We start from the raw sequence: 23,408 nt of genomic DNA on the forward strand, positions 1-23,408 counted from the left end.
GTCCGCGAGTAAGCAGACGTGCCTGTTCGTGTTATTCTGCTTCCGTTCGTTCAATCGTGATGACACCCGGTGGACGATGCGGGAAGGTCAACGTCAGACCGGCAAAGCGACAAATATCATCTTCGTTCGGTGCCCGGTGCACCCACTCGATCGTCTCTTGCCTTGCTAGCGCGTGGCGGATCCGGTTATCGGCTTGTGTACGCGAGATGCCGCGGCAATCGACGTTCGTGATATACGTTGCTTCGTCCGACTCGATCTGTTGCCAAATCCCGAGGATCAGTTGACCAATCGGACTGACAGATTGACCATCCGGTTCTTCACTGCTGACGGCATCATCGAGCATTTCGATGACAGCGTCACAAGTCTCACCGGAAGCAAGCAATCGCGTCGATCCTTGTTGTAGAATCCGGTATCGCGTCACGCCGTTCTCGAGCCACAAGCGCTGTGCGAATGGATTGACCGGAACACCGTGGAAAAATGTCTGCGTCCCGCGCCAAGCAAAACCAAATGATGGATCGTACGCCCGAATCGTCGCCATGGCGCGATCATGGAACTTAGTGATCGTCTGTCGTTCTGTTTCCAGTAAGGTCCGGATCGCGTTATCGTCTTCTAACGATACCGACTTTGGTGTCACGGTGAATAATTCCGACTCCGGTAAGCGGTGTGGGGACAAAATCGTTCCGTCGAAACGATAATCGTTCGCCGGACGTCCAGTACGCCCGACAGATAAGCGCCACGTCCGTTCTTCCGGCATGAAGGCATAACTTTGATGGGCAAAAGGTGGTGCGACGAACAGTCCCGGAAACGGATCGAATGTGTCGACTCGCAGGACGTCACCGTCATACCAGCACTCTTCGATCAGACGGACGAGCCGTCCGACGGGTGCATTACGGTCCGTCAGGTAACGACCGGTATTCGCATGAAATCCGAGCAGGAACTCGCGCTCTTCTTCCTGAAAGGTCACCATCAAGAGTTGGAACAACGACGCAATCTGCTGCTCGACGAGTTGTGGCTCCTCCTCCGTCTCTGCTTCAAAGGCGACCATCTTCCAGCCGGACCGCTCATACAGATGGATTGTCACCGGAAAGAACAGGAAGGCACCATGTGTCGCTTCGAGCTTGACCATATCTTGCGATGCTAATCGTTCTGTCAGTAGGGAAAAGCCCATTCGTTCGAAATGATCTTGCAGCCGTCGTTTCCAATGTGTGAACTCCACGCAATCCTCTCCTCTCGCGAATTATGCGCCGCGCTTTCGTAACGGATTCTTTGACCAGTAGATGTAGAGACCAACGAGTCCCGCGATGCCGATGATATAAGACGGCGTTCCGCTGACTTGAATCAAGACGTCTGGTGCCGGGAAGACCGTCACGAGCAGTGCCTTGTAGGTTGAAAACAAAATGAAGCTGATGACGAATTGAATCCACACCCGCGGTTTGACTTGTTTAAGCTTCGGTGCCGTGATGACTTGTGACATCGCATCGATCAAGAATAGAGCGATGATCGAGAAGAATAAGTAGTCAATCAAAGCGAATTGGAACAATCCATCGATCCCTTCGATGAAGATGAACATCAGGATCGACGAGACATAGTTTCGCGTCCAGCGTTTTTGTGTCTCCATCCGGTGTCGTTGTGGTAATTCAGCGATCATCTGATCGAGGCGTGCTTCGACCGATAGACCGTGAATCTCTTCGAACGGTCGTTGTTTCCGCTGGGCTTCATAGATATCTGCCCGCAGACGGTCTTCAATCTCCGTCCGGTCCGGTTCTGCGACATTCAGATTCAAGCGTGGTAAAACGGTTTCTAATAGACGTGTGTTGGCTTTCGTTAATTTCAATCGATTTCCCCCTTTTTCATGTTTAAGTATACTGGGTTTTTGGGAAAAATACGTAGTGGAAGTAAAAGATTGCTTGACGAAACGATGAAGAATGTTCAGAATTATTAAAATATAGTGTCGGAATCAGACAGAAAGGACGTGTCGGACCATGCGTCAAACATTGACGAGCGCCGCCTTGATCACCTTGCTGACAAGTGCGGGCATCGCCTTCCCGTTGGCTGAAGCGAAGCCACCTGTGGACCAAGAACCGGTCGAACTCGATCAGCAACAGGAACAAACGCCTGAAACAGAATAACAATAACCCGCGCTCAAGCAGGAGCGCGGGTTATTTCATGTATCACTAGGTTGGGTGACGCGTTCGTCAATCGTTACGGTCCATGTAACGACCGTCGTACTGTCACGAACACCCTGTGCCTCGATCGTCGAGAGAAGTTCTTTGACACCACCTGATCGTAAAGTGTCCTCGATCTGCATCGCGTCAGCATATGGGGTTCCCGGGCACTCAAGCAAACCATCCGTCGTCACGAACAACTGATTCTCGCCTTGACGCAATTCGCGGATCCCACGCGCGTAACTCGGGACCGGTAACGCAAACGTGTTCGCGCGTCCAATCCATTCATAGAATTGACGCTGGTTCAAAGCGGCTTGTCCCATCTTCATCAGCTCCGGGTGAAACAGATACAAGACGACGTCACCGACCGAGAACCACCAGATGAACCGTCCTTTGCGGACCGCAATCAGACACGCCGTCTCCCCTTGCAACGTCGCACACGCCGCTAAAAAGTCCGGATCTTGAAATAGATCCAGCACGGTCGTCTCGATTCGTTGGAATGCGTCCGTAAGTGGGGCATCAAGATCAGTCCGAATGCGCGACTCGTGTTGTGCTAACTGCTGTAAGACAAGTGCCGCACTATCTGCTGTCTTATGAGCGTCCAAGACGACGGTCATCTCCCAATCGTCGCCGATCAAGATGGCAGCCCCGTCTTCATTTTTATATTGACCGCTTCTTGAGCAGCCTCCGAATCGCCCGAGCGTTATCCGACCAATCTGGTCCATCTGCTTCGTGTCGACGAATGGTTCGTCGGATCCGACCCAGTAGTAGGATGGATGTGTCGTCTGCATGCATCAGTCTTCCCTTCTTTACATCTCCCGCAAGTACGGTTGCAAGAATAAGCGTAATCGTTTTTCGTAGTTATCCGGGTCCATCGTATACGTCTCGTCATGACCGGCATCACGAACCGGATACAATTGCTTTAATCCCGTTTTTGCTTGATACAGTTCGTACATCATCCGAACCGGGACGAGTTCGTCCTTCATTCCATGAATGAACATCGTCGGAACCCGACTCTTCGTTGCTTGACGGGTCACCGAGACGTCGCCATAAAAGAAATCTTGCTCGCCTTTGTTCCACATGCTCGCGACCGTCAGAGACGGCAGTGCCGGGTAACGGATCTGTTCGTCCGCAAGTAGACTGAACCAGTCGTCGAGTCGGGCGTAAGCTCCTTCAGCAACGATCGCCCGGACTTGTGTCGGTACGGTCTCACCAGAAGCGAGTAAGACGGTCGATGCGCCGACACCGAGTCCATGATAGACGATCCGTGTATCGTCTCCGTTTTCAGCAAGCAAGCGCTTCGTCCAGTCCAAGACATCCAGTCGATCGAGCCAACCGTAATTCCGGACGCCACCGCTACGATCCTGACCACGCCGTTCGATGAGTAAGACATTGAAATCCGCCTCATGGTAATAGCGGGCAAGTGCATAAACACCGGTCTGTGAAAACATCATCTCATCCGGGACGAGGAGGACTGTCTGTTTGCTACCGTCAACCGGTAGATAACGACCGAAGCGGACGAGCCCGTCCTTCGACCATTGCTGTGTCTCGCTCGTTTGTTTGAACCATGTCTCGTCGTTCGTCACCTGTCCGTCCGTTCTCGTCGTCTTCAGAATCGGAGAAGCGTCCGACTGACCGATCAATGTTTCTTGCATCCGGTATCCATCATAGACGATGAACAGTAGCAGACACGTGACGAGCAACACGATGCCGATTCCCCATTTGCGCATGTGCTTCGCTTCCTTTCCGACAGTGAGTCTTTCCTTATTCGTCGTCGGTTTTCACTTCCCCTGCTAACGGGGTCGAAAGGAACGATTGTTTATACCAGCGTTGTAAGGTATCGATATCCGTTCGTTCAAAATAAAGCGCGTTAAAGGCAGTATTGCCTCGTAATTGAATTTCGATCCGGGCAATCTCCTTTGCTTCGAGCCAGCGGGAGACGGACCAGGTCAATTCCTCGATCTTCAGTCGTGGCGTATAGACAGTCTCTTTTTGGACCCATTGTTTGCGTAACATCAAGAGATCGTGTCCGGTGCCAAAACGGGTCTTTCGGTAACCGCTACGCACAGCGAAGTAATAGAACGGTAACCAGATGAATAGAAGCAAGATTAAGAAGCGCCATGAGGAATCAAGGACGATGATGACGACACTGCTTAGTGCCGTAAATAACAGCGCATAACCGAGTAATGGCCAACGAACCCGGTAGCGAAAGCCGATCGGTGCAACTTCATGCTGCGGGTGGAACTGACGAAAGCGCGGTAGATACGTCGCTAGGAACGGATCAATCTCGTTCGTCCGGATGAACGGATGGAGCAACAGTCGCTCCTTTTCTCCAGTCGCCGAGATGATGTGCAAGGACAGGCTAGCCCGTCCAATCAACCGCTGAATCCAGCTTTCCTGAATGACGAGGGCTTGAATCTTGTCGGCATGAAACGCGACCTCGGTCCGGTTCAACATCCCGTATCCGATCAATAACCGGTTATGTTGCAAGACGGCACGGTACGAACCGTACTTCAAGATATAGACGATGATCGAGCCGATGTAGATGACGAGTAAGACGATTACGCCAAGTCCCGTCAAGACGAACAGTGATAAATGCGCGAGCTCCGAGAACAGTCGATCGACATAACGTTCAATGAACTGATCGATGAATTGATAGGCGGTTCCGATCCCGACGAGCGCCAGTCCGACGCGTCCTGACAAGGAACCGGCTAATGCCAAATCGCGGACCGGGATCGTATAGGCGACTTCTTCCTGTTGTTCTTCGACGACGAGCTGTCCCTCATTTTTGATCGACGACTTTAGTTCTTTCGCAAAATCAAGACGGATTCCCTTTAGTTCGACTTCTGGTGTTCCGCTCTCGGACGACGTCTCGACGGTCAACGTCGCAAGACGCAGCAGTCGTTCGATGACATTTTGCTGGATGCCGATCGACTCGATCCGTTTACGTTGCGTCGTCCGTTCACTTTTTTGGAAAATCCCTTTGCGGACCCGAATCGTCTCGGCATCGATCGTGAACGTATAGAAATACCAGGAGGCGATCCCGTATAAGAGGACGAACACAATCCCAACACTGATCCCGATCCACGTATAGGTGTTGATCTCGCCTTTGCGGATCGCATTTAAAATCAAGGCGGCGAACGGAATCAGGAGCGAGCGGATAATCGAGATACTCGACATCACGATGAACAGCGGGTGGACGCGCCGGGTCATAACGATTCCTCCTCCCGCTCCTCGAGTTTCGCGAATCGTTCGACTTGTGTGCGTAGCGCGTCTCCTTGCGCACGATCGAGTCGAGTTAACGTGACGAAGCCGGATGCCGTTCGAATATCAAGTGTGATCAAATCATAGCGACGCAGGATCGGTCCCGTTTGACTATCGATCAATTGCACCTTGACGAGCGGCACGGTGACTTCGCGGCGGAAGAAGATGCCGTTGCGGACGACGAGAAATTCCTCATCGATGCGATAACGCATATACTTCAAGCGAAGAACGGGTATGTAGACGATACGGGGAATGAAATAGATCAGCCAAAGCAGACCGACGATACCCATCCACCAGGGTGTCAGGTCGAGCCACATGACTTGAGTGATCGTCGTTCCGATCAAAATGACGGCGATCAAGCCGTGTAACGGCAACAATCCGAGCCGTTCTGCTCGAATCGATCGTTCTGGCAACGTATGCCATTGTACAGTAGACATCAAAAACACTTCCTTTCGTTTCCATTTACGGTTAAAAACGTCGCTTGGTTTCAGACAGCGGTTGACATTTTGTTTGATTTCATCGCATATATAGAAGTGAAGAACTGTAACACCAAGGAGGAACCATGTTAACTTTTGAAGAAAAACTACGAATTATCGAGACCTTCCCACAACTCGTCCGCAAAGATGTCTCGCTAAAGCGCATCAATTTCCAATTCCCGGACAGTCAGTATGAGAAGAAGAATCTCGTCTATCATTTGCATCCGAACGGGAACGGCTTCGTCTATGCCGCTGGTCTACCAGGTTATGAAACGGACGAAAAAGGATTCGTTAATATCCGTGAATTCTCAGAGCCTGCTTTAATTCTCTTATTAGAAGATGCAATCAAAGCACTCTCGACGGTCCAATCGGTCGAAACACTCGAAGAAACATGGGTCAACGATAATCAGTTTGAATTGACGTTGCTCAATGAAGACATCGACACGTGGCTCGTCTACGCTGGTGATCTTTTAGACGGTGCATTCAACTCGTATAAGGAAGCAGCGAACTATCTTGAAGAAGAAGGCTTTCGCCGTAAATAAGACAATGAGCGATCCGGTTAATCCGGGTCGCTCATTTTCATGACGAGACGATTCAGTGCCGCTTTGACGACGCGCAAGTCTTCTTCGTCGACGTCGAGTGTTTGGACGAGATCAAGCGGAACGGTCTCTGCTTGTTTCCGTAACGCACGACCGGCATCTGTCAAAAAAATCTGGATGTGCCGTTCGTCTTCCGGTTTACGGACGCGTCGCAACAGATCTGCTGCTTCGAGTTTCTTCAGTAACGGTGTCAACGTTCCCGAATCAAGATGGAGCCGTTCACCGATGGCTTTCAGCGATTGTCCCTCCTCCTCCCAGACGACGAGCATGACGAGATATTGCGGATACGTCAGACCAAGTGGTTCAAGTAACGGACGATAACGACGCGTGATCTCACGCGAAATCGCATAAAACGGAAAACAGAGTTGTTCATCTAACGCTAATGGGTTCATAAAAAAATTCCTCCTATCGTGAGCAAACGAGTTGCATTTTGATTTAAATTGTATACAATCTAATTGTAAGCTACTTATTTGAATCTAACAACGAAAGGGAGTTACACACATGAAACCAATGTTCACATCATCTGCAACAGCTGTCGGAGGTCGCGACGGACGCGTCGTATCGGAGGACGGAATCCTTGACGTCGCCCTCGCAATGCCGGTACCAGGATCGAAAAAACAAGCAACGAACCCAGAGCAACTCTTTGCTGCAGGATATTCTGCTTGCTTCGACTCTGCATTGAATCTCGTTGCTCGTAAACAAGGCATCAAACACGACGGAAGTGAAGTTACAGCACACGTAACATTAAACGAAGCAGCTGACGGATTCATGCTCTCTGTCGAACTCGATGTTCTCGTCCGCGGGATCTCGGAAGAAGCGGCGGCTGAACTTGCGAAAGTTGCGCATACGGTCTGCCCTTACTCACGTGCAACTGCTGGAAACATCCAAGTCGACGTCTATACACGTACGACTGACGCAGAATAAGTGTAGCATTTCTAGCCAGCCTGAGGTTTACTCTCGGCTGGTTTTTATTTTTTATAATAATTTCGGTAGTTGAAATAATTATATTCTTGATGATGAACGGTTGCTCTCACGAAAAGAACAACCGCTCTTTTTTATAGTTGATGGACCGATAAGATGACGAGTTCCCCGGACACGGTGACATAATAGGCATCCTCGAACCGGTAGCGTTCATTATGTTCTGCGTCGTAAACCGTGACCATCGGTTCCGCGTCGTCTCCGATCGCTTCGTGTAAATAGAAGCGTCCACGTAAGACACGTTCGAACGGTTCCTTATCGAGGAATCGGGCACCGTTGCGTAAGTTGATCACTTCATGATGGTGTTCAGACCGGTCATTGACGATGAAGATCGTCGACTCGACGTCATCGTACGTGAAGTCGAGCGGTTCATAGTCACTCCACTGAATTCGGGCAACCTCTTCGACACTCGCTTCCGTGTCGATCCGGTAAAAGATTTCTTCGTTTAGACGGTCAGTATAGGCACTAAAGATCAGATGCCCTTCCTGTTCTCCGAGATACTGGACGGTATCCCCTTCCCCTTCTAACTTCAACAAGGTTGCGAACGATAAGTGCTCAACACCGCGTTCGATCTCCTCGATCAAGGTCGGCAGTGGGGCAATCAACAGACTTTCCGAGTGGTCGATCGGATCTTCTGGTGAGATGACACCACTTTCAAGGGCATCATAGAACGAGAACTCATCGAGCCGAGCATTACAGACGATGTACTCCTTGTCTTCGAGCGTGACGAGAAAGAAATAGAGTTCCCGGTAATTCTCCGTCATCCCGTAGAGCCGTGGATCGCGAATCGTCTGCCGCGATTCATCCTTGACGTCATACAGAAACGCGGACGTCGTATCCGTCGTCTGTAAGAATACGAGATAGTTCTCATTGAGCACCCAGTAGAGCGTCAAATCCCCTTCGACATAAAACGATGCAATCTGCTCCCGTTTACCGGACAAGAGATCGATGACGAGCACTTCCGTCTCCCCGCCCTGTTCTTGCGTATGTTCATTCAAACAATAGACTCTTCCGTGCCGCACGAACGGTCGGGTTGGTCCGTGATCCGTCAAGGCTTCTGGCGTTAGATCGACCTGTTCTTGATCTTCAAGATCATACCGGCTGATGTGGTAACGGGCGTCATCAAGACGACGTCGAAAATAGATCGACGATGGTGTGACATGCAAAACATCCATATGATCGGCGGGTAAAGCACGGGCATCCACTATTTCCATGATTAATCTCCTCCCGGACACGTACTACTTGTCTTTTTCCCACGAATCGTACTGCTTCAAACAGGGTCTTGCTGTGCGTTTAACGAAGCAGAGTGCTACAATATGGCTAGATGACTACAGGATGAGGAAGGTGCGAAACGGTGCAATCACAAGATTTAAATACGATGATGCTCGAATATGTCAACGATAAGGAAGAATACGATGCCTACGCCGACAAGTTGAAGATGCTCTTGTCCGAGTTGCTCGACGCGGCAGGCATCAAATACCACTCGATCGTCGCCCGGACGAAGGACTCCGAGAGTCTGTATCAAAAAGTCTTACGGCAACCGAACAAATACCGTTCACTTAAGGACGTCCATGACTTGACCGGGATCCGGATCGTCACTTATTTCCATGACGACGTCCGGGAAGCGGCACGCATCATCGAGAATGAGTTCGCGATCGATCGCGATCAATCGGTCGATAAGTCGACGTTGCTCGATACGACGGAATTCGGTTATCTCTCGGTCCACTTCGTCGCTTCACTGAGCGATCAGCGGCTTGCCCTGAGCGAGTATGGTCGTTTCAAGGATTACACGGCTGAGATCCAGATCCGCTCGATCCTGCAACACGCGTGGGCGGAGATCGAACATGATCTCGGATATAAAAATCCGAACAGTGTCCCAGCAGAAGTCCGGCGCAGCTTCAGTCGGGTGGCAGGATTACTCGAGATCGCCGATCAGGAGTTCGTCAACATCAAGAAACAGTTAAAACAATTTGAAGACGAGACCGTTCAACAAATCTTGTCTGACCCCCATCAAGTCCGGATCACGGCAGATAACTTGAACTACTTCATCGATCACTCCCCGGTCATCAACGAGCTCGATAAACGACTCGTTACATCGCAAATGATGCTCGATTCCGATCAACAACTGATCAACGAACTGATTCGGATGTTCCATTATGTCGATATCCGGACATACGGGGAATTGATTGAAGCCGTCACGACCCACAGTCCGCTCGCTTTACGCTGTGCGAAGGTCATGCCGAATCCGTTCCTGCCCCGTCAAGGAATCGGCATCGCCTATATCTGCATGGCACTGACGATTGCTGGCGAAGATACACACCGGATCGACTACTTCTTCCGCCGCTTCTACCCGGAACTGCGCAACGTCGAAGAGATCGTCGCCCAAGTCGCCCGCGTCGTCGAAACAGATGATTCAAGAGAAAAATATTGATTAAACTAAAATTTTTCACTATACTAAATCACGAGTGAAAGAAACTACGGTATAGAAAGAGTGAACGATACATGGCAACTACACTAGAAGTAGCACAACGCGATCAGTTGATCGTTGATACAGAAAAAGGATTACGGATGAACTACCGCGCGATCAAAAAGGACGTGCGTAGCATGTTCACGACTTACTTGACACGCAATGAATTCTTCATCTTGAAGTCCCTTTGTGCGAACAGTCCGCAAATCGCCTCTGCCCTCTCGCAGGAGTTCCAATTCTCAGCGAGCATGATCACGGCATTAGCAGACGAATTGACAAAAAAAGAGTTGATCTCGCGTGAGCGAAGTGAACTCGATCGTCGTGTCGTCGAACTCCGCGCCACTCCAAAAGGCATCGAGCTCTATGAAAAACTCGAATCGATGAAGATGGATTACCTCGCAGACGTCTTCGAGGACTTCTCGGATCAGGAACTCGAACTGTTCCGGACGCTCTTGACGAAGCTTGAAAAAACAATCTAAGCTGTTCAATCGAACGGATCCGGTCAGGACGACCGGGTCCGTTTTTTAGTTTATAAATGAGGAGGATACGCGATGTTTGATTTCGAATCGGTGCAACAGTTACGACAGACGGGGCAATATGAAGCAGCGAAGGCAGTCGTCCGTCAGTATGTCGAGACGGCACCTAACGACCCGACCGTCCTCTATCAGATGGCGTGGTGTCATGATAGTCTCGGTGAGGAGCAGGCTGCTGTTCCCTATTACGAACAAGCCCTAGCCCTCGGTCTTACAGGTGAGAACCGTCTGCAGGCATATATCGGGCTCGGCAGTACGTATCGCGTCATCGGTCAGTTCGAAGTTGCGTCAGACGTGTTCCATCGTGCGCTCCGTGAGTTTCCGGACGCCCATGCCCTGCAAGCCTTCCTCGCGATGACGGAGTACAATCTGGGTCAAGCCGATCAGGCGGTCGGTCGGTTGCTGAAGAGTCTTGCTACGACGTCGTCGGACACATCGATCCAGACATTTGACCGAGCAATCCGTTATTATGCCGATCATTTGGACGAGATCGTCAAAGAATGAACAGCAACGGTTGACGAGTGATCGTTTTGCACAGCATAATGTAACAGCCAAGCGGACTCGCTTTTGGCAGGAAAGGAAGTTAAGAATGTCATCAAAAAAAGTATGGACAGTAGAAGGTTACGAAGAACAAGGGCAAGAAAAACACGGCAAGGCAAGCAAGTCAGAGACATATACGAATGAAGCCGATGCTAAGAAAGCTGCTAAAAAGATGGCGGATCAGAATGATCATCTCGACGTCTACGTCATTTATACGAGTACGGTAAACGGTAAAACAGAAGAACGATTCTTCAATTCGAACGGCAAGTATAGTGAAGAAGGCTTCGAGTGGTAATCTCTATTTTCATCTTAAGATTCACCTATAAAAACAACGGGTTCGTCTCTTCTTAAAAAGAAACGAACCCGTTGTTTTTTAGTCATGACGTTGCCCTTCATACCAAAGCGGGATGTCCCGCTGAAATCCAGCATGATCCTGAATGATTCGCTCGACACGTCGTTGCATCGCTTGCATTCCGTCTGCATCGAACCGCTTCGCCCAGGCGAGTGCCGAGAAGACGACCATCGCCATGTAAAGACTATACATTCGCCAAAAGTCGGACGGTACTTCTTTATCGAAATATCCTTCGATCATGTGACGGGCAAATAGCGGACTCGTCTCGACCTGAAACAGACCACATTTGACGAAGTCATGCCACGGATCGCCATAATCATGGTTCCCATAATCAAGGAAGGCGGAAAGATGCCCATCCTCGACAAGGAGATTATCGAGATGAACGTCATCATGTTGCAACCGGTTTGGACGTGTCTGAAGTAACGGAATCCGCTCGCTAATGAATCGATCAAGACGCTTGATCCACGTTGGCTCAAGCAACCCGTCAATCGCCGCGCGATAGCGATCGTGTTTCGCCTGACAACGTTCGCTCCATGACGTTATTCCGCTCGGTGCGGTGACGTCATGAATGCGTCTCAACGCTCGCCCTGTCTCCTGACCGAGTCGGGGCGCTAATTCCGGTGACTCCTCGAGTACGCTTCGAACGGTTTGTCCGGGGAGGTACGGATAGATGCCGTAAGCAGTCGTTGCGGTCCGTCCGGTCGCTAGCGGTAAGGCATGAGAGATTCCCTCTTGTTTTGGAATCGCTAAAGCGGCTTCTCGTTCAAATTGACGACTAGACGGATCCGTCACGACCTTGACGATGTAGTGCGCTGTTGCTGTCTTGACGGACCAGACGGCTTGGCGCGATCGTCCAGATAACTGTCTTTCGCTCTCAACGTTCGTGAGTAAGGGATGCAAAGGTAGCATGAAGACTCCTTTCTGACATCAAAAAGAGGACGCATCTTGCGTCCTCTTCGTCATGCCTGTGGAATGTAGCCAGCAATGATCTCAAGCAGATCGGCATACGCTGTCTCAAAATCGATGTTTTCGATCATATAATCATAATGATCGCGGTCTTTCCACGCTTCCTCGTAATCGACGAGTCGCGCTTCGAACTCCGGTGTATCCCCGCGCATCAACAGTCGTTCCTTCATCAAGTCGGGTGGGACCGAGACGAAAATCGTGATCACTTGGTCGCCGAACAGACGCTTGAAGTTCGCCGCCCCTTTCGGATCGATGTCCTTGATGACGATTTGATCCTGTTCGAGGACATCGACATACGCTTGACGCGGTGTCCCGTACCACGCCCGGTGGACGTGGGCGTATTCGATGAAGCCGTCGTCTTGGATCAATTGTTGGAACGTCTTGACGTCGACGAAATGATAGCTTGCTCCATCAATCTCCGTCGGTCGTTTCGGTCGGGTCGTCACCGACGGGATGAACCGGACGTGCGCGTATTCCGTCCGCAGACGTTTGATCAGGGAGGACTTTCCGCTGCCCGATCCACCAATCAAGAGAATGATTTTACCTGACATCGTTTTCCCCCTGTTGTTGTGTCGTGAAGTAACCTGTAAAGCGAAGAGCGAACTGTTCCAGTTCACTATCGACGACCGTTCCGTAAATCGGTCGGATGACGATTAAATAGCGTTCGTACGAGATGATCCGGGATGTCTCGTTTCGTGTCATCTGGACTTGTTCTTCCGGATAACTCTCGACGTAATACCAATCGACCGCAATTCGTTCATCGGATGGGGTCTCATAAATCCAGGTCACCGTCGTTCCATCCGCAGGAAGGGTGCTTTTCAAGGTGAAGCGCTGAATCTGCTTCAGTTCCCGTTTCGCTGACGCAAGTCCTGCCTGATAATCCGCAGGACGCATCGGTGTCGTCGTCACTTGCTTCGGTTTTGGTTCCGGCAAGCGGGCAAAGCCAAGCTGAAGTCCGACGAATAAAGCGACGAGCGACAAACTGATGACGAATACGTATTCCTTGCGCATCCCTTCCTCCTCCTCATCCTTCGAGTGTATCGCGCATCCCTTTTGGATCATTGACGATGACGGCGTCGACGCCGATCCGCTGCATCTGCCGGACATCCTCGACCGTCTTCGGAGTGTAAACCCGGACCGTGACGTCTTGCGCGTGAGCGAACGCGACGTCCGCTTCCGTCACCCGTCGATAATCGGGATGGATACCGGTCGCACCAATCCGGAGGGCTTGTTCTTCCGGATGATAGATCGGATACGGATAGAGAATCGCCGTCTCAACGCTTGGGTCGAGCTTCCGAATCAAGGCAACCGAATAATGGTTGAACGAACTGAATAACAGCCGGTCGGTCGCGATGCCGTGCGATGCACAGCGTTCAAGGACATACGCTTCAAGCCCGTCATAGCGAATCGTATCCGTCTTCAGCTCGATGTTGAGCCGTAGGGTCACTGGTGCAAGGATTGCGAGGACTTCGTCAAGCGTCGGAATCTTCGTCTTGATCGGTTCCCCTTTGAATCGTGCTCCAGCATCCAGCGCCTGCAGTTCGGCAACCGTCATGTCGATGACGCGCCCCTTCCCGTTCGTCGTCCGGTTGACGGTCTCATCGTGAATGATGACACCGACACCGTCCTTTGAGAAATGGACATCGAATTCGACCCCATCGACGTCGTCTTTAATCGCAGCAGCGATGGCTTCAAGCGTGTTCTCCGGAAAACGGTCACTGACGCCGCGGTGTGCGAACCATAACATCAGAGTGCCTCGACGACACGCGTGTATTTCTTCGTCAAGTAGTTGACGAGTGGTGCGACCGAGATCGATTGACCCGTTGCTGCTTCGATCAGTTCAGCCGGTGTCTTCGATTTCCCGTGACGGTGGATGTTCTCTTTTAGCCAGCCTTTGATTGGAGCGAGTGTTCCGGCCGCGATCAGACCATCGACGTTATCGACGTCACGACGAAGCGCTTCGTTGAGCTGTGCCGCATAGACGAGACCGAGCGCGTAACTTGGGAAGTAACCGAACGAGCCACCTGACCAATGGACGTCCTGTAAGACGCCTTTTGAGTCACTCGGCACATCCACACCGAGATACTCTTTATAGAGACGGTTCCATTCTTGCGGAAGATTCTTGACTTCGAGCTCTTTCGTCATCAAGCGTTTTTCCAGCTCATAGCGGATGATGATATGAAGCGCATACGTCAATTCATCGGCTTCGATCCGAATCAGTGACGGTTTGACTTCATTGACCGCGGCATAGAAGCGTTCGAACGGAACGTCAGCCAGTGACGGAATCGCTTGTTGTAAGCCATGATAACGTGCGTCGAGGAAACCTTGGTTGCGTCCGATGAAGTTCTCAAAGAACAGTGATTGTGATTCGTGAATCCCCATCGAAGCCCCGTTACCAAGACCGAGTGAATCGAGTTCCGGTTCGATCCCTTGCTCATACGTCGCGTGTCCGGCTTCATGCATCGTGCCGAAGACAGAGTTCCGGTAGTCGTTCTCATCGTATTTCGTCGTGATGCGTGCGTCCTTCCGGTTGATCGTCGTCTGGAACGGATGGACCGTCTCATCTAAGCGACCAGACGTGAAGTCATAGCCGATATCGCGGAGCCACTCTTGGTTCAAGGCGATCTGTGTCTCGCGGTCCGCTGACCAATCAAGCGTCGGAAAGTCTTTTCCTTCGAGCTGACCGAGCAAACCGATGATCGCTTGACGGAGTTCTGCGAACAATGGGTCGAGTGTCGCGACCGTCATCCCAGGTTCATAATCATGGAGCAGTGCGTCATATGGGTGCGCGTCATAGCCCCAATACTCGACGAACTGGCGCTCCATCGCGACGATTTTCTCGAGGTATGGTTCGAACATCGACCAATCGTTCGCGTCCTTCGCCTTTTCCCAGACGCTCTCTGCCTCAGAGATCAACGTGATGAATGTTTGGTACTCGGCTTCTGGAATCTTCGAGTCGCGATCGAATGCTTCTTTTGCTTTTGCGAACGAGATCGCTTCGATACCCGTCAGCGTCTCTTGCTCCATCGCTGCCAGTAATTGTTGGTATGTTTCGCCTGTCCGGCGACGGAAGCTCTCCGTCGAGAGGAATCCGATCGACGCGGAACGGTTCGCTGCGCCTTGATCCGGCATGTATGTCCGCATATCCCAGTAAAGTAATGCGACGGCTTCTTCGTATGCGCGAAGACCATCAAAATGGTCGCGCCATTGTTGTGTCGTTGACATGATTAAAAACCCCCTTAAAGTATGTAACAGTGTAGCATTTTTAGCATATCACATAATGTTCAAAACTTTCACACACAAGCGATTTTTGAAACTTTTCCTGTCAGATGAGCGTATAATGGGTATAAGAAATGAAGGAGGAAAGGAAGTGACACCATTGAAAACTGACGCTGAGTTAGCGCAATTGATCCAATTGAAAGAAACAGGCTTCGTTTGTACGATCGAGCATCTTCCGAGTGAACTTGACTTAATCGGGACAGGACGAAGTGCGTTCGTCTTTCGTATCCGCGGCACGGATCGCGTCATCAAGAAATTTTACCCGTCGTTTCGATCGCTCGCTGATCTCGAAGGGAGCATCTACGCACAGTTGACTGATTTTCCGACGTATGCGCAAGTCTACGAATACGGTGCCGATTATATCGTGCTTGAATACATTGAAGGTCAAACGTTATTTGAATGTCTCGTCAGCGGGACGTTCATCCCGGAATCCGTCTTAACGACAGTCGATACGGCTTTAGCACAAGCACGATCCGTCGGTTTGAACCCGTCAGACATCCATTTACGCAATATCCTTTTGACCGCTAACGGAACACGGATCATCGACGTCGCTCGGTTCCGTCAAACGGAACCGTGTACACAATGGGATGATTTGAAGAAGGCATATCATTATGTATATGCAAAACCGTTCTTCCCGAAAAAGTTGAGCGAGACGTTCCTCAATACGATTGCCGACGTCTATAAGGGACGGTTGTTCGAATCGATCCGAAAGACCGGTTAACGAAAAGGCGTGCTGATTCTCTTCTGTAGAGATCCAGCGCGCCTTTTTTGTATGTATTCATATAATCATTAGGGGAACGGACCTATCTTATTACTTCTTGTGCTTTGAATTTTTAAATCAATAGTACGGTCAGTGAAATAAAATCACTTCGAATAAACAAGTCGAAAGACGATCATACTAGCGACGGCTAAGAGACGTTCGTTCGTGTCACAATCAAAGACGAGTCGCGCCCCGTGTCGTGACCCCGTCGCGATACAATCCCCGTTTTGATAGACGCCGATTTTTCGCGTAAGCGTCGAGGACCGAATCTGATACTCCTGATCGGCATACGAGACGAGTAAGACTTCTTGCAGCTGCAGTTGCTGACGCAGTGCCGCATCGTTACGAATCGTTCCGACATCGCGTCCGTCTTTGCGAATCACGAAATGTGTCGTATTGCGTAGCCACTCCGTTCTCGTCTCTTTAATTTGTAATTGTTCCCCGTCTCCTTCGAACGTCACGTCGAGAAAAAATGATTCGAACTTTTCGAAGCGCGCAAGGATTGCCTGCCACCACGTGGCGTATCGACGTGAGAACGTCAGCCATCGTTCATGCGCGAGAAAGACCGTATTCGTCTTTCGGCTCGCCCGATCTGCCAAGCGAACGGATATCCCCTCTTCTACTCCCCGATAACGTAAATCGCGCCGGATTTGCCACCATTCAATCCCGCCGGTCAAGAAAGCGACACCCATTAAACCGAGTAAGGCATAGAACTCCCGTGGAGCGAGGTCACCTGCTATCACGTAATTTCCTACAAAAGCGATCATACATACAAAAATCAATCCAAGACTTTTCATCATGAATCCTTCACACCTCCACTTTACATTTTTCCATAAAACGACAAAAAAATCCTCCTTTCCCGTAGAAAGGAGGGATCACTTATAAGGTTGCTGCGACTTCTTGTAAGTCATCCGCTGTCTCAGCAATCGCTTCTGCAATCTTACGCATACCTTCGATCGTCCCGGCGACATCCTTCGTATCGGTCGATAGTTCATGAATTTGCCGCGAGACCGCATCCGTCTGTTCCGAAATACGTGAGAAGGCACGGACGACTTGTTGCATCTCCGTCGTCGTTCGGACAACCGCCGTCTCCGTCGTTCCCATCCGCTCTGAGACGACGAGCATCTTTTGCGTGATTTCTTGGGCGATCCGCGACGTCTCGGCTGCCGACTGTTTACTCTCTTCAGCGAGTTTCCGAATTTCTTGCGCCACGACGGTAAATCCGCGCCCCATCTCCCCGGCACGCGCCGCTTCGATCGAGGCGTTCAAGCTGAGAAGGTTCGTCTGATCAGAAATCGTCGTCACCATCCCGGCAATTCGCTCGATTTCCTGCGACAGACGAGACAGTTCAGCGACTTGTTCGGTCGTCCGTGATAAATCTGCAACGACATGTTCAAAGCGACGTGTCTCCTCTTCGACGAGGACGACACCTGCTTCTGCTTCACTGACCGCTTCCGTCAACTGGATTGAAATTGCGTCTGTCGTCGTCGAGACGTGTTTGGCGTGCCGTTCAATCTCTTGGAAGTTCGCTGACGACTCTTCACTCATCGCAGCAAGTTCTTCCGTTGATTTTTGAACGCCATCTCCGACGTGCCGTTTGGCTGTCGCGATCGCTTGGCGTTCCTCATCGATTTGATCCTCATACATCGTCATGACGATCTGTTGCTCGAGGTTGAAGAGTTTCCCCGCTGCCCGCATGATCCGGACACGTTCTGCTTCCGGCCAATCACTGCAGTCAATCTGTTCACTGAGGACGTTCCAGACTTTTTGAAAGGCGGCGATATACCATTTATTATGCAGCCCGATTTGAACATGCCGTTCAGCGATCCGGCGCCGGGCTTCGATGTAGTCCATCGTCACCTGACCATCGAACATTTGTAGGATGTGCCGAGCGAGAGTGCCTTTCAATCGTTCGAGCGTCGAATGCTGTTCAATCAAATGCCGGAGTGACGGAACACGAACCAGCTCCTCGTAGAACGCGTCGACCATGCTCGGCATCCAACGGGATACATCTTCGCGGATGACCCGGACAATTTGTAAATCGACTGCTTCTAGACCGATTAAACGTAATTGTTCATGTAAGGATGTCGGAACATTCAACACGACATGAGCGCGTTCGCCTTCGATGCGCGCATCAAAGGACGGTGATGCTGATTTCGCGAACCATTTCATATGCTTCTCTCCCTCATTTATTTGTGAACTTCATTCCTTATATCGTCTCGAACTTCTAACAATTGAATGGAAAATCACAATAATTATGTATAACCTTGAACGTTTGTTGATTAAAGAGACCACTTTCCTGAGCATCTAGTAGATATACTCTCGCTTTATCGCCAAATCTTATCGATTCGCGAGCTCGTCGGTCCGGAATATTATCATACTTCTCTTTGATGAACGCGCTAAGACCTCGTTTGATAAAAGAAGACCCGCCAGCTCAGTAGATTGAACTACTAAGCAAAACGGGTCTTTCTGTTAGCTTGACGGCAAGGTCAACTTGACATCCTGAATCTGATATTGGGCAGAACGCAAGATCTCAAGCGTAAACGCCTCATCTGTGACGATCGTTCCCTCTTCAAAAGCAGCCGTCCGTGATTGGATATACCCACCGATCGTGTCGACCGCCTCTGCTTCAGTGAACCGAAGACCAAATCGTTCTTCAATTTCAACTAATAGGACAGTACCCGCTAAGCGGTACGAGCCGTCCGGTAACTGTTCGATCTCGGCTTGCTCCGCTTCATCGAATTCATCTCGGATATCACCGACGATTTCCTCCAAAATGTCCTCCATCGTGATCAAACCGGATGTCCCACCATACTCATCGATGACGAGAGCGATGTGTGACCGTGTCTGCTTCATCTTCAAGAGCGTTTCTTGTAATGGTGTCAATTCCGAGACGACCGGCAACGGTTTGATGAACGATGCGAGTTCTCGTTCGTCTTGTACCGCGTGATGGGCGAGTACTTCCTTGACGTTGATATAACCACTAATCCGATCCTTGTCCGTTCCTTCACTGACCGGGTAGCGCGTATACGGATTGTCAGACATCGTCTGTAATAGATTTTCCCAACTCATCTCGTCCGAAATGACCATCATGTTCATCCGTGGCACCATGATGTCACGTGTGACACGCTCATCAAACGCAAAGACGTTTTGCATCAAGGCGAGTTCCGATTGATTGATCTCACCACTTTGAAAACTTTGAGCCATGATGATCTTCAACTCTTCTTCGGAATGGGCTTGTTCGTGACCGGCTGGTTTCACACCGAATATCCGCAAGAGAACACGGGCCGAACCGTTCATGATCCAGATGAACGGATACATGACTTTTCCGAATACATAGAGTGAAGGAGCTAGCAGTAACGTCATCCGTTCCGCATACTGGATCGCGAGCGTCTTCGGTGCAAGTTCTCCGATGACGACGTGGAGAAACGTTACGAAGATGAAAGCGATACTGTATGAGAGAATCGTTGACAGCGCAACGGCGACACCAAGTTCATCAAAGACCGGTGTCAACAATTTCTCGACGGTCGGTTTCCCGAGTGCACCCAGACCAAGTGCAGTGATCGTAATACCGAGCTGACAGGCCGACAAGTAATAATCGAGATCTCCTGCGACCTTCTTCGCAAGTACTGCTCCCTTTTTTCCTTCTTGCACCATCTGGTCGAGACGTGACATCCGGACTTTAACGACAGCAAATTCCGAACCGACGAAAAACGCGGTCAAACCAATCAATACGACGAGCAACAACAAATTCAGTGTTAAGACGATGTCCAACTTGTATCCCCCTAAAAGCGGGGGATCACCTCCTTTTGATTTTAAACTGTACAGTATAACGTGACACTTGATAAGAGTGTACGATGCTTTTTCTTCAAACGCAACCAATATCACTTCGTTGAAGTTCAGACGACCATTAATCATGTACCTGTAATACTAGGTTTCTCTTATTTAGTTACCGGTTATATAAGAGCTATGCGCGTAAGAAACTTGAGATGAAGCTTTTACATTCATGAACATCTCGAACTTGAAAGACCAATTTGGGGAGAGGTAGTGCTTATTATGGAAAAGACAAACAGAGGCTTTTCGTCGCATTTCCGAGCGGAAGCGGACGGAGCAGGTCGTAACATCTCATGGAGCTCGATTTTTGCAGGTGTGGTATCATTTCTATCTTTATTAATCTTATTTAGTTTAATCGGTTCAGCAATCGGACTCGGCGTCACGGACGTCACGTCGAATAACCCGTTTGACGGTGTCGGAACAGGCTTGATCATCTGGGCAATCCTTTCATTGCTCATCTCGCTGTTCGTTGCTGGATTCGTCTCCGGTGTGACGTCGGCACGTGCCGGTCTCGTCCACGGTTTCTTGACATGGTCGACGAGCGTCATCCTCTTGTTCGCTCTCTTGACGTTCACGACGGTCAATACGTTACAATCCGTTGGTTCACTACTCGGTACGGTCGGTGGTGCGGCTGGTAACGGTATCGGATCCGTTGCTTCGACGGCGCAAGACGCTGCGACGAAAGGATTCGATTCGATTACGAAAAACGTGTCACAAGTCGATACAAAAGAGCTTGAAGGGAACGTCGACGAAATCTTAAAAGATACGGACATCAAAGAATTGCAACCAGGTTACTTGCAGAACGAACTTGACGCTGTTCAAGAAGACGTCACGGCTGCTGGTAAGGAAGCGATCACGAAACCAGAAAACTTCGATACGATCGTCCAGGATCTTGGTGATTCGTTGACAGCACGAGCTGAAAAAATCGAGAAATCAGTCGATGAAGATAAAATCGCTGATGCAGTCGCGAAAAACACCGATTTGACAGGTGCTGAAGCGGAAGAAGCGACGCAAAATATCGTCGATGGTCTCAACACGGCAACAAAAGAAACGACGCAACAAATTGAGACTGCTAAACAAACGCTTGATGAAACATCCGCTGACCTCAAGAAAACGGTCCAAGATGTTCGCGAGCAAACAGAACAAGCGACACAAACGGCGTCAAAAGTTTCAATCTGGGCGTTCGTCGGACTGCTTCTGACTCTCATCTTTACGTCATTCGCAGGAATCGTCGGCTCACGCGTCGCAACACGCGGTCGTGTCATGAATAAATAATGATTCTTCCTTAACTGATTCCGCCTTCGCGGAGTCAGTTTTTTTGTGCGGTAAGACAATCTGATTGACTACATTTGAAATTTGCTGTTACAGTGTTACCTAACGACCGTTAGGAAGGTGATTCATCTGAAAGCCCAACAATTGTTACAGACGAGCATCCATCATTTTGCCGCACACGGCTATGAAGGGGCATCGTTGCAAGAGATCGCGACAGAGGTTGGCATAAAAAAGCCATCGATCTATGCGCACTATAAAGGGAAGGACGACCTGTTCCTGCAAGCGACGACGTACGCCTTGCAAGAACAAAAGCGCCGCTTTGCGACGTATTTCACGAGTACGCGGCAGCAGCCGCTCGAGCAATCGCTGCACGGCTTCTTCGATTGGTTCATTTCGGAACAGCAAGACGATATCCTGATGCGATTCATCCTTCGGGCTGCCTATTTTCCACCGGAGAAGCTCGAACAAGAAATGACGGACCGCTTCAATCCGTTTTTCGATTCACTGCACGATCTATTAACGCGATTACTACGCGAACGAGACCGAACGGAACAGATTCTCTATTCGACGGATTACAAAAGTGCCGCTCTCGCCTATCTGACGGTTGCGGAAGGTACGCTGACGGAACTCGTCTACAACGGTGTCGACGCGTTTCACGCTCGACAGCAAGCTGTCTGGCCGATCGTCTGGCGCGGTATGTCAAAAACGATTTAATTCTATTGAGGTGAACTATGCAAAACAATACATTGATTTTAAGTACACTCCTGCTCAACTTATTCATCGCCTTTTTAGGTATCGGACTCGTCATTCCCGTCACACCGACGATCATGAACGAGTTGAACATCTCCGGGGCGACAGTCGGTTACATGGTTTCCGCCTTCGCCTTTGCGCAACTAATTCTTTCACCACTCGCGGGACGTGCCGTCGATAAGTACGGACGTAAACCGATGATCATCATCGGTTTGTTCATCTTCAGTATGTCCGAGCTCTTATTCGGTCTCGGTCAAAGCGTCGAAGTCCTGTTCGCGTCACGGATTCTCGGTGGTGTCAGTGCGGCTTTCATCATGCCAGCCGTCACGGCATTCATCGCTGATATCACGACGAACGAGACTCGTCCGAAAGCGCTCGGATATATGTCTGCTGCCATCTCGACCGGTTTCATCATCGGACCGGGGATTGGTGGGTTCCTCGCTGACCTCGGCTCGCGGACGCCGTTCTTCTTTGCTGCTGCGTTCGGTTTGACAGCGATGGTGTTATCCGTCTTTACGCTTAAAGAACCGAAACGTCACTACGAGACAACGACGGTCAAACAACAGACCGGTTTCCGGAAAGTCTTCAGTCCGCTCTACTTCATCGCTTTTCTTGTCCTGTTGATCTCATCGTTCGGTCTCGCCTCGTTCGAGTCGTTATTCGCTTTGTTCGTCGACCGGAAGTTCGGCTTCACGGCGAAGGACATTGCGCTCGCAATTTCTCTCGGTGCGATCGTCGGCGTCATCGTCCAAGTTGGACTGTTCGATCGTTTGACACGCTGGTTCGGTGAGATTCGTTTAATCCGGTACAGTTTGATTGGTTCGACACTGCTCGTCGTCTTGATGACGTTCGTGACGAACTATATCTCGATCATTCTCGTGACGATGGTCGTCTTCGTCGGGTTCGACTTGATGCGCCCCGCTGTCACGACCTATCTTTCGAAGATTGCCGGAGATGAACAGGGATTCGTCGGCGGAATGAACTCGATGTTTACGAGCATCGGCAACATTCTCGGACCGATCGTTGGTGGACTACTCTTTGACGTCAATTTGAACTATCCGTTCTATTTTGCGACAGCCATGCTCGCAGTCGGTATTTTCCTGACGTATTTCTGGCGTGCACCACGCGCTGAAGCCACCAAAGCAGATCGATTGTCTTCTTAAAAATACAGCC

Annotated in this window: 27 protein-coding genes; 11 read left to right on the forward strand and 16 right to left on the reverse strand. The window is 50.2% G+C overall.

Annotation, left to right across the window (positions count from 1 at the left end):
- Window positions 1-31: 31 nt before the first annotated feature.
- Window positions 32-1,216, reverse strand: a complete 1,185-nt coding sequence (locus KNQ06_RS06735; protein ID WP_214723187.1) for a hypothetical protein — start codon at window positions 1,214-1,216, stop codon at window positions 32-34.
- A 21-nt stretch (window positions 1,217-1,237) separates the two neighbouring features.
- Window positions 1,238-1,834 (reverse strand): DUF1129 family protein, encoded by a 597-nt coding sequence (locus tag KNQ06_RS06740; protein ID WP_029341691.1) that lies wholly within the window; start codon window positions 1,832-1,834, stop codon window positions 1,238-1,240.
- A gap of 148 nt (window positions 1,835-1,982) precedes the next feature.
- Here KNQ06_RS06740 and KNQ06_RS06745 point away from each other — a divergent pair, with 148 nt between their 5' ends.
- On the forward strand, window positions 1,983-2,129 hold the full coding sequence (locus tag KNQ06_RS06745) for a hypothetical protein (protein WP_023468299.1): 147 nt from the start codon (window positions 1,983-1,985) through the stop codon (window positions 2,127-2,129).
- A 35-nt stretch (window positions 2,130-2,164) separates the two neighbouring features.
- On the opposite strand, the gene KNQ06_RS06750 is transcribed toward KNQ06_RS06745, so the two are convergent.
- Genes KNQ06_RS06750 through KNQ06_RS06765 form a run of 4 tightly spaced genes read right to left on the reverse strand, consistent with a single transcriptional unit; the run spans window position 2,165 to window position 5,866 of the window.
- Entirely contained in the window at window positions 2,165-2,956 is a 792-nt protein-coding gene (locus KNQ06_RS06750; RefSeq protein ID WP_215147667.1) for a PP2C family serine/threonine-protein phosphatase, read from the reverse strand.
- 18 nt (window positions 2,957-2,974) lie between these two features.
- Window positions 2,975-3,895, reverse strand: coding sequence for an alpha/beta hydrolase (locus KNQ06_RS06755; RefSeq protein ID WP_215147668.1), 921 nt, complete (start codon window positions 3,893-3,895; stop codon window positions 2,975-2,977).
- Between the two features lie 34 nt (window positions 3,896-3,929).
- Window positions 3,930-5,378, reverse strand: coding sequence for a PH domain-containing protein (locus KNQ06_RS06760; protein ID WP_215147669.1), 1,449 nt, complete (start codon window positions 5,376-5,378; stop codon window positions 3,930-3,932).
- On the reverse strand, window positions 5,375-5,866 hold the full coding sequence (locus KNQ06_RS06765) for a PH domain-containing protein (protein ID WP_056061365.1): 492 nt from the start codon (window positions 5,864-5,866) through the stop codon (window positions 5,375-5,377). Before KNQ06_RS06765 ends, KNQ06_RS06760 begins: the two co-directional genes overlap by 4 nt.
- A 125-nt stretch (window positions 5,867-5,991) precedes the next feature.
- On the opposite strand from KNQ06_RS06765, the gene KNQ06_RS06770 reads away from it, so the two are divergent.
- Window positions 5,992-6,447, forward strand: coding sequence for a hypothetical protein (locus KNQ06_RS06770; protein WP_064300971.1), 456 nt, complete (start codon window positions 5,992-5,994; stop codon window positions 6,445-6,447).
- A 17-nt stretch (window positions 6,448-6,464) separates the two neighbouring features.
- On the opposite strand, the gene KNQ06_RS06775 is transcribed toward KNQ06_RS06770, so the two are convergent.
- Complete coding sequence (locus KNQ06_RS06775; RefSeq protein WP_023468293.1) at window positions 6,465-6,896, reverse strand: MarR family winged helix-turn-helix transcriptional regulator; 432 nt, start codon at window positions 6,894-6,896, stop codon at window positions 6,465-6,467.
- 109 nt (window positions 6,897-7,005) lie between these two features.
- Here KNQ06_RS06775 and KNQ06_RS06780 point away from each other — a divergent pair, with 109 nt between their 5' ends.
- A complete protein-coding gene (locus KNQ06_RS06780) occupies window positions 7,006-7,428 on the forward strand; it encodes an organic hydroperoxide resistance protein (RefSeq protein WP_029341685.1) in 423 nt (140 codons plus the stop codon).
- A 131-nt stretch (window positions 7,429-7,559) separates the two neighbouring features.
- On the opposite strand, the gene KNQ06_RS06785 is transcribed toward KNQ06_RS06780, so the two are convergent.
- Window positions 7,560-8,696, reverse strand: a complete 1,137-nt coding sequence (locus KNQ06_RS06785) for a hypothetical protein (protein WP_050677919.1) — start codon at window positions 8,694-8,696, stop codon at window positions 7,560-7,562.
- Window positions 8,697-8,836: 140 nt separating this feature from the next.
- Between KNQ06_RS06785 and KNQ06_RS06790 the strand changes: the two genes are divergently transcribed.
- From KNQ06_RS06790 to KNQ06_RS06805, 4 genes are all read left to right on the forward strand, one after another.
- The gene (locus KNQ06_RS06790) at window positions 8,837-9,913 is read left to right on the forward strand and encodes a GTP pyrophosphokinase (RefSeq protein WP_231681756.1); all 1,077 of its coding nucleotides are present in this window, start codon (window positions 8,837-8,839) and stop codon (window positions 9,911-9,913) included.
- A gap of 71 nt (window positions 9,914-9,984) precedes the next feature.
- Window positions 9,985-10,428 (forward strand): MarR family winged helix-turn-helix transcriptional regulator, encoded by a 444-nt coding sequence (locus tag KNQ06_RS06795; protein WP_023468290.1) that lies wholly within the window; start codon window positions 9,985-9,987, stop codon window positions 10,426-10,428.
- A 72-nt stretch (window positions 10,429-10,500) separates the two neighbouring features.
- Window positions 10,501-10,986: a tetratricopeptide repeat protein gene (locus tag KNQ06_RS06800; RefSeq protein ID WP_215147671.1), complete on the forward strand. Its 486-nt coding sequence runs from the start codon at window positions 10,501-10,503 to the stop codon at window positions 10,984-10,986.
- An 85-nt stretch (window positions 10,987-11,071) separates the two neighbouring features.
- On the forward strand, window positions 11,072-11,317 hold the full coding sequence (locus KNQ06_RS06805) for a hypothetical protein (RefSeq protein ID WP_023468288.1): 246 nt from the start codon (window positions 11,072-11,074) through the stop codon (window positions 11,315-11,317).
- 78 nt (window positions 11,318-11,395) lie between these two features.
- On the opposite strand, the gene KNQ06_RS06810 is transcribed toward KNQ06_RS06805, so the two are convergent.
- From KNQ06_RS06810 to KNQ06_RS06830, 5 genes are read right to left on the reverse strand one after another with little or no spacing between them, the layout of a single operon-like run.
- A complete protein-coding gene (locus KNQ06_RS06810) occupies window positions 11,396-12,283 on the reverse strand; it encodes a phosphotransferase family protein (RefSeq protein ID WP_215147673.1) in 888 nt (295 codons plus the stop codon).
- Window positions 12,284-12,333: 50 nt separating this feature from the next.
- The gene (locus KNQ06_RS06815) at window positions 12,334-12,891 is read right to left on the reverse strand and encodes a guanylate kinase (protein ID WP_029341679.1); all 558 of its coding nucleotides are present in this window, start codon (window positions 12,889-12,891) and stop codon (window positions 12,334-12,336) included.
- A complete protein-coding gene (locus KNQ06_RS06820; protein ID WP_023468285.1) occupies window positions 12,881-13,351 on the reverse strand; it encodes a hypothetical protein in 471 nt (156 codons plus the stop codon). The genes KNQ06_RS06815 and KNQ06_RS06820 overlap by 11 nt, the downstream gene beginning before the upstream one ends.
- Before the next feature lie 13 nt (window positions 13,352-13,364).
- Window positions 13,365-14,087 (reverse strand): glycerophosphodiester phosphodiesterase, encoded by a 723-nt coding sequence (locus KNQ06_RS06825; RefSeq protein WP_251133489.1) that lies wholly within the window; start codon window positions 14,085-14,087, stop codon window positions 13,365-13,367.
- Window positions 14,087-15,565 (reverse strand): carboxypeptidase M32, encoded by a 1,479-nt coding sequence (locus tag KNQ06_RS06830; RefSeq protein WP_215147674.1) that lies wholly within the window; start codon window positions 15,563-15,565, stop codon window positions 14,087-14,089. The genes KNQ06_RS06825 and KNQ06_RS06830 overlap by 1 nt, the downstream gene beginning before the upstream one ends.
- Before the next feature lie 145 nt (window positions 15,566-15,710).
- Between KNQ06_RS06830 and KNQ06_RS06835 the strand changes: the two genes are divergently transcribed.
- Window positions 15,711-16,340 (forward strand): serine/threonine protein kinase, encoded by a 630-nt coding sequence (locus KNQ06_RS06835; protein WP_244290135.1) that lies wholly within the window; start codon window positions 15,711-15,713, stop codon window positions 16,338-16,340.
- Between the two features lie 143 nt (window positions 16,341-16,483).
- Here KNQ06_RS06835 and KNQ06_RS06840 read toward each other — a convergent pair whose 3' ends face one another.
- The 3 genes from KNQ06_RS06840 to KNQ06_RS06850 form a co-directional block, all read right to left on the reverse strand.
- Window positions 16,484-17,179, reverse strand: a complete 696-nt coding sequence (locus KNQ06_RS06840) for a hypothetical protein (RefSeq protein ID WP_149427350.1) — start codon at window positions 17,177-17,179, stop codon at window positions 16,484-16,486.
- Between the two features lie 79 nt (window positions 17,180-17,258).
- Window positions 17,259-18,551: a globin-coupled sensor protein gene (locus KNQ06_RS06845; protein ID WP_149427349.1), complete on the reverse strand. Its 1,293-nt coding sequence runs from the start codon at window positions 18,549-18,551 to the stop codon at window positions 17,259-17,261.
- Between the two features lie 300 nt (window positions 18,552-18,851).
- On the reverse strand, window positions 18,852-20,153 hold the full coding sequence (locus KNQ06_RS06850; protein ID WP_215147675.1) for a hemolysin family protein: 1,302 nt from the start codon (window positions 20,151-20,153) through the stop codon (window positions 18,852-18,854).
- Between the two features lie 282 nt (window positions 20,154-20,435).
- Between KNQ06_RS06850 and KNQ06_RS06855 the strand changes: the two genes are divergently transcribed.
- The 3 genes from KNQ06_RS06855 to KNQ06_RS06865 all read left to right on the forward strand — a co-directional run bounded on the left by KNQ06_RS06855 (window position 20,436) and on the right by KNQ06_RS06865 (window position 23,398).
- Window positions 20,436-21,488 carry a YrzE family protein gene (locus KNQ06_RS06855; protein WP_050677910.1) on the forward strand — a complete coding sequence of 351 codons (1,053 nt, stop codon included), beginning with the start codon at window positions 20,436-20,438 and terminating at the stop codon, window positions 21,486-21,488.
- Between the two features lie 117 nt (window positions 21,489-21,605).
- Window positions 21,606-22,199, forward strand: a complete 594-nt coding sequence (locus tag KNQ06_RS06860; protein ID WP_023468277.1) for a TetR/AcrR family transcriptional regulator — start codon at window positions 21,606-21,608, stop codon at window positions 22,197-22,199.
- Between the two features lie 17 nt (window positions 22,200-22,216).
- The gene (locus KNQ06_RS06865) at window positions 22,217-23,398 is read left to right on the forward strand and encodes an MFS transporter (RefSeq protein ID WP_214723174.1); all 1,182 of its coding nucleotides are present in this window, start codon (window positions 22,217-22,219) and stop codon (window positions 23,396-23,398) included.
- Window positions 23,399-23,408: the final 10 nt, after the last annotated feature.

Origin of the sequence: Exiguobacterium sp. s91, from assembly GCF_018618915.1 — a bacterium.
GTDB lineage: Bacteria > Bacillota > Bacilli > Exiguobacteriales > Exiguobacteriaceae > Exiguobacterium_A > Exiguobacterium_A abrahamii.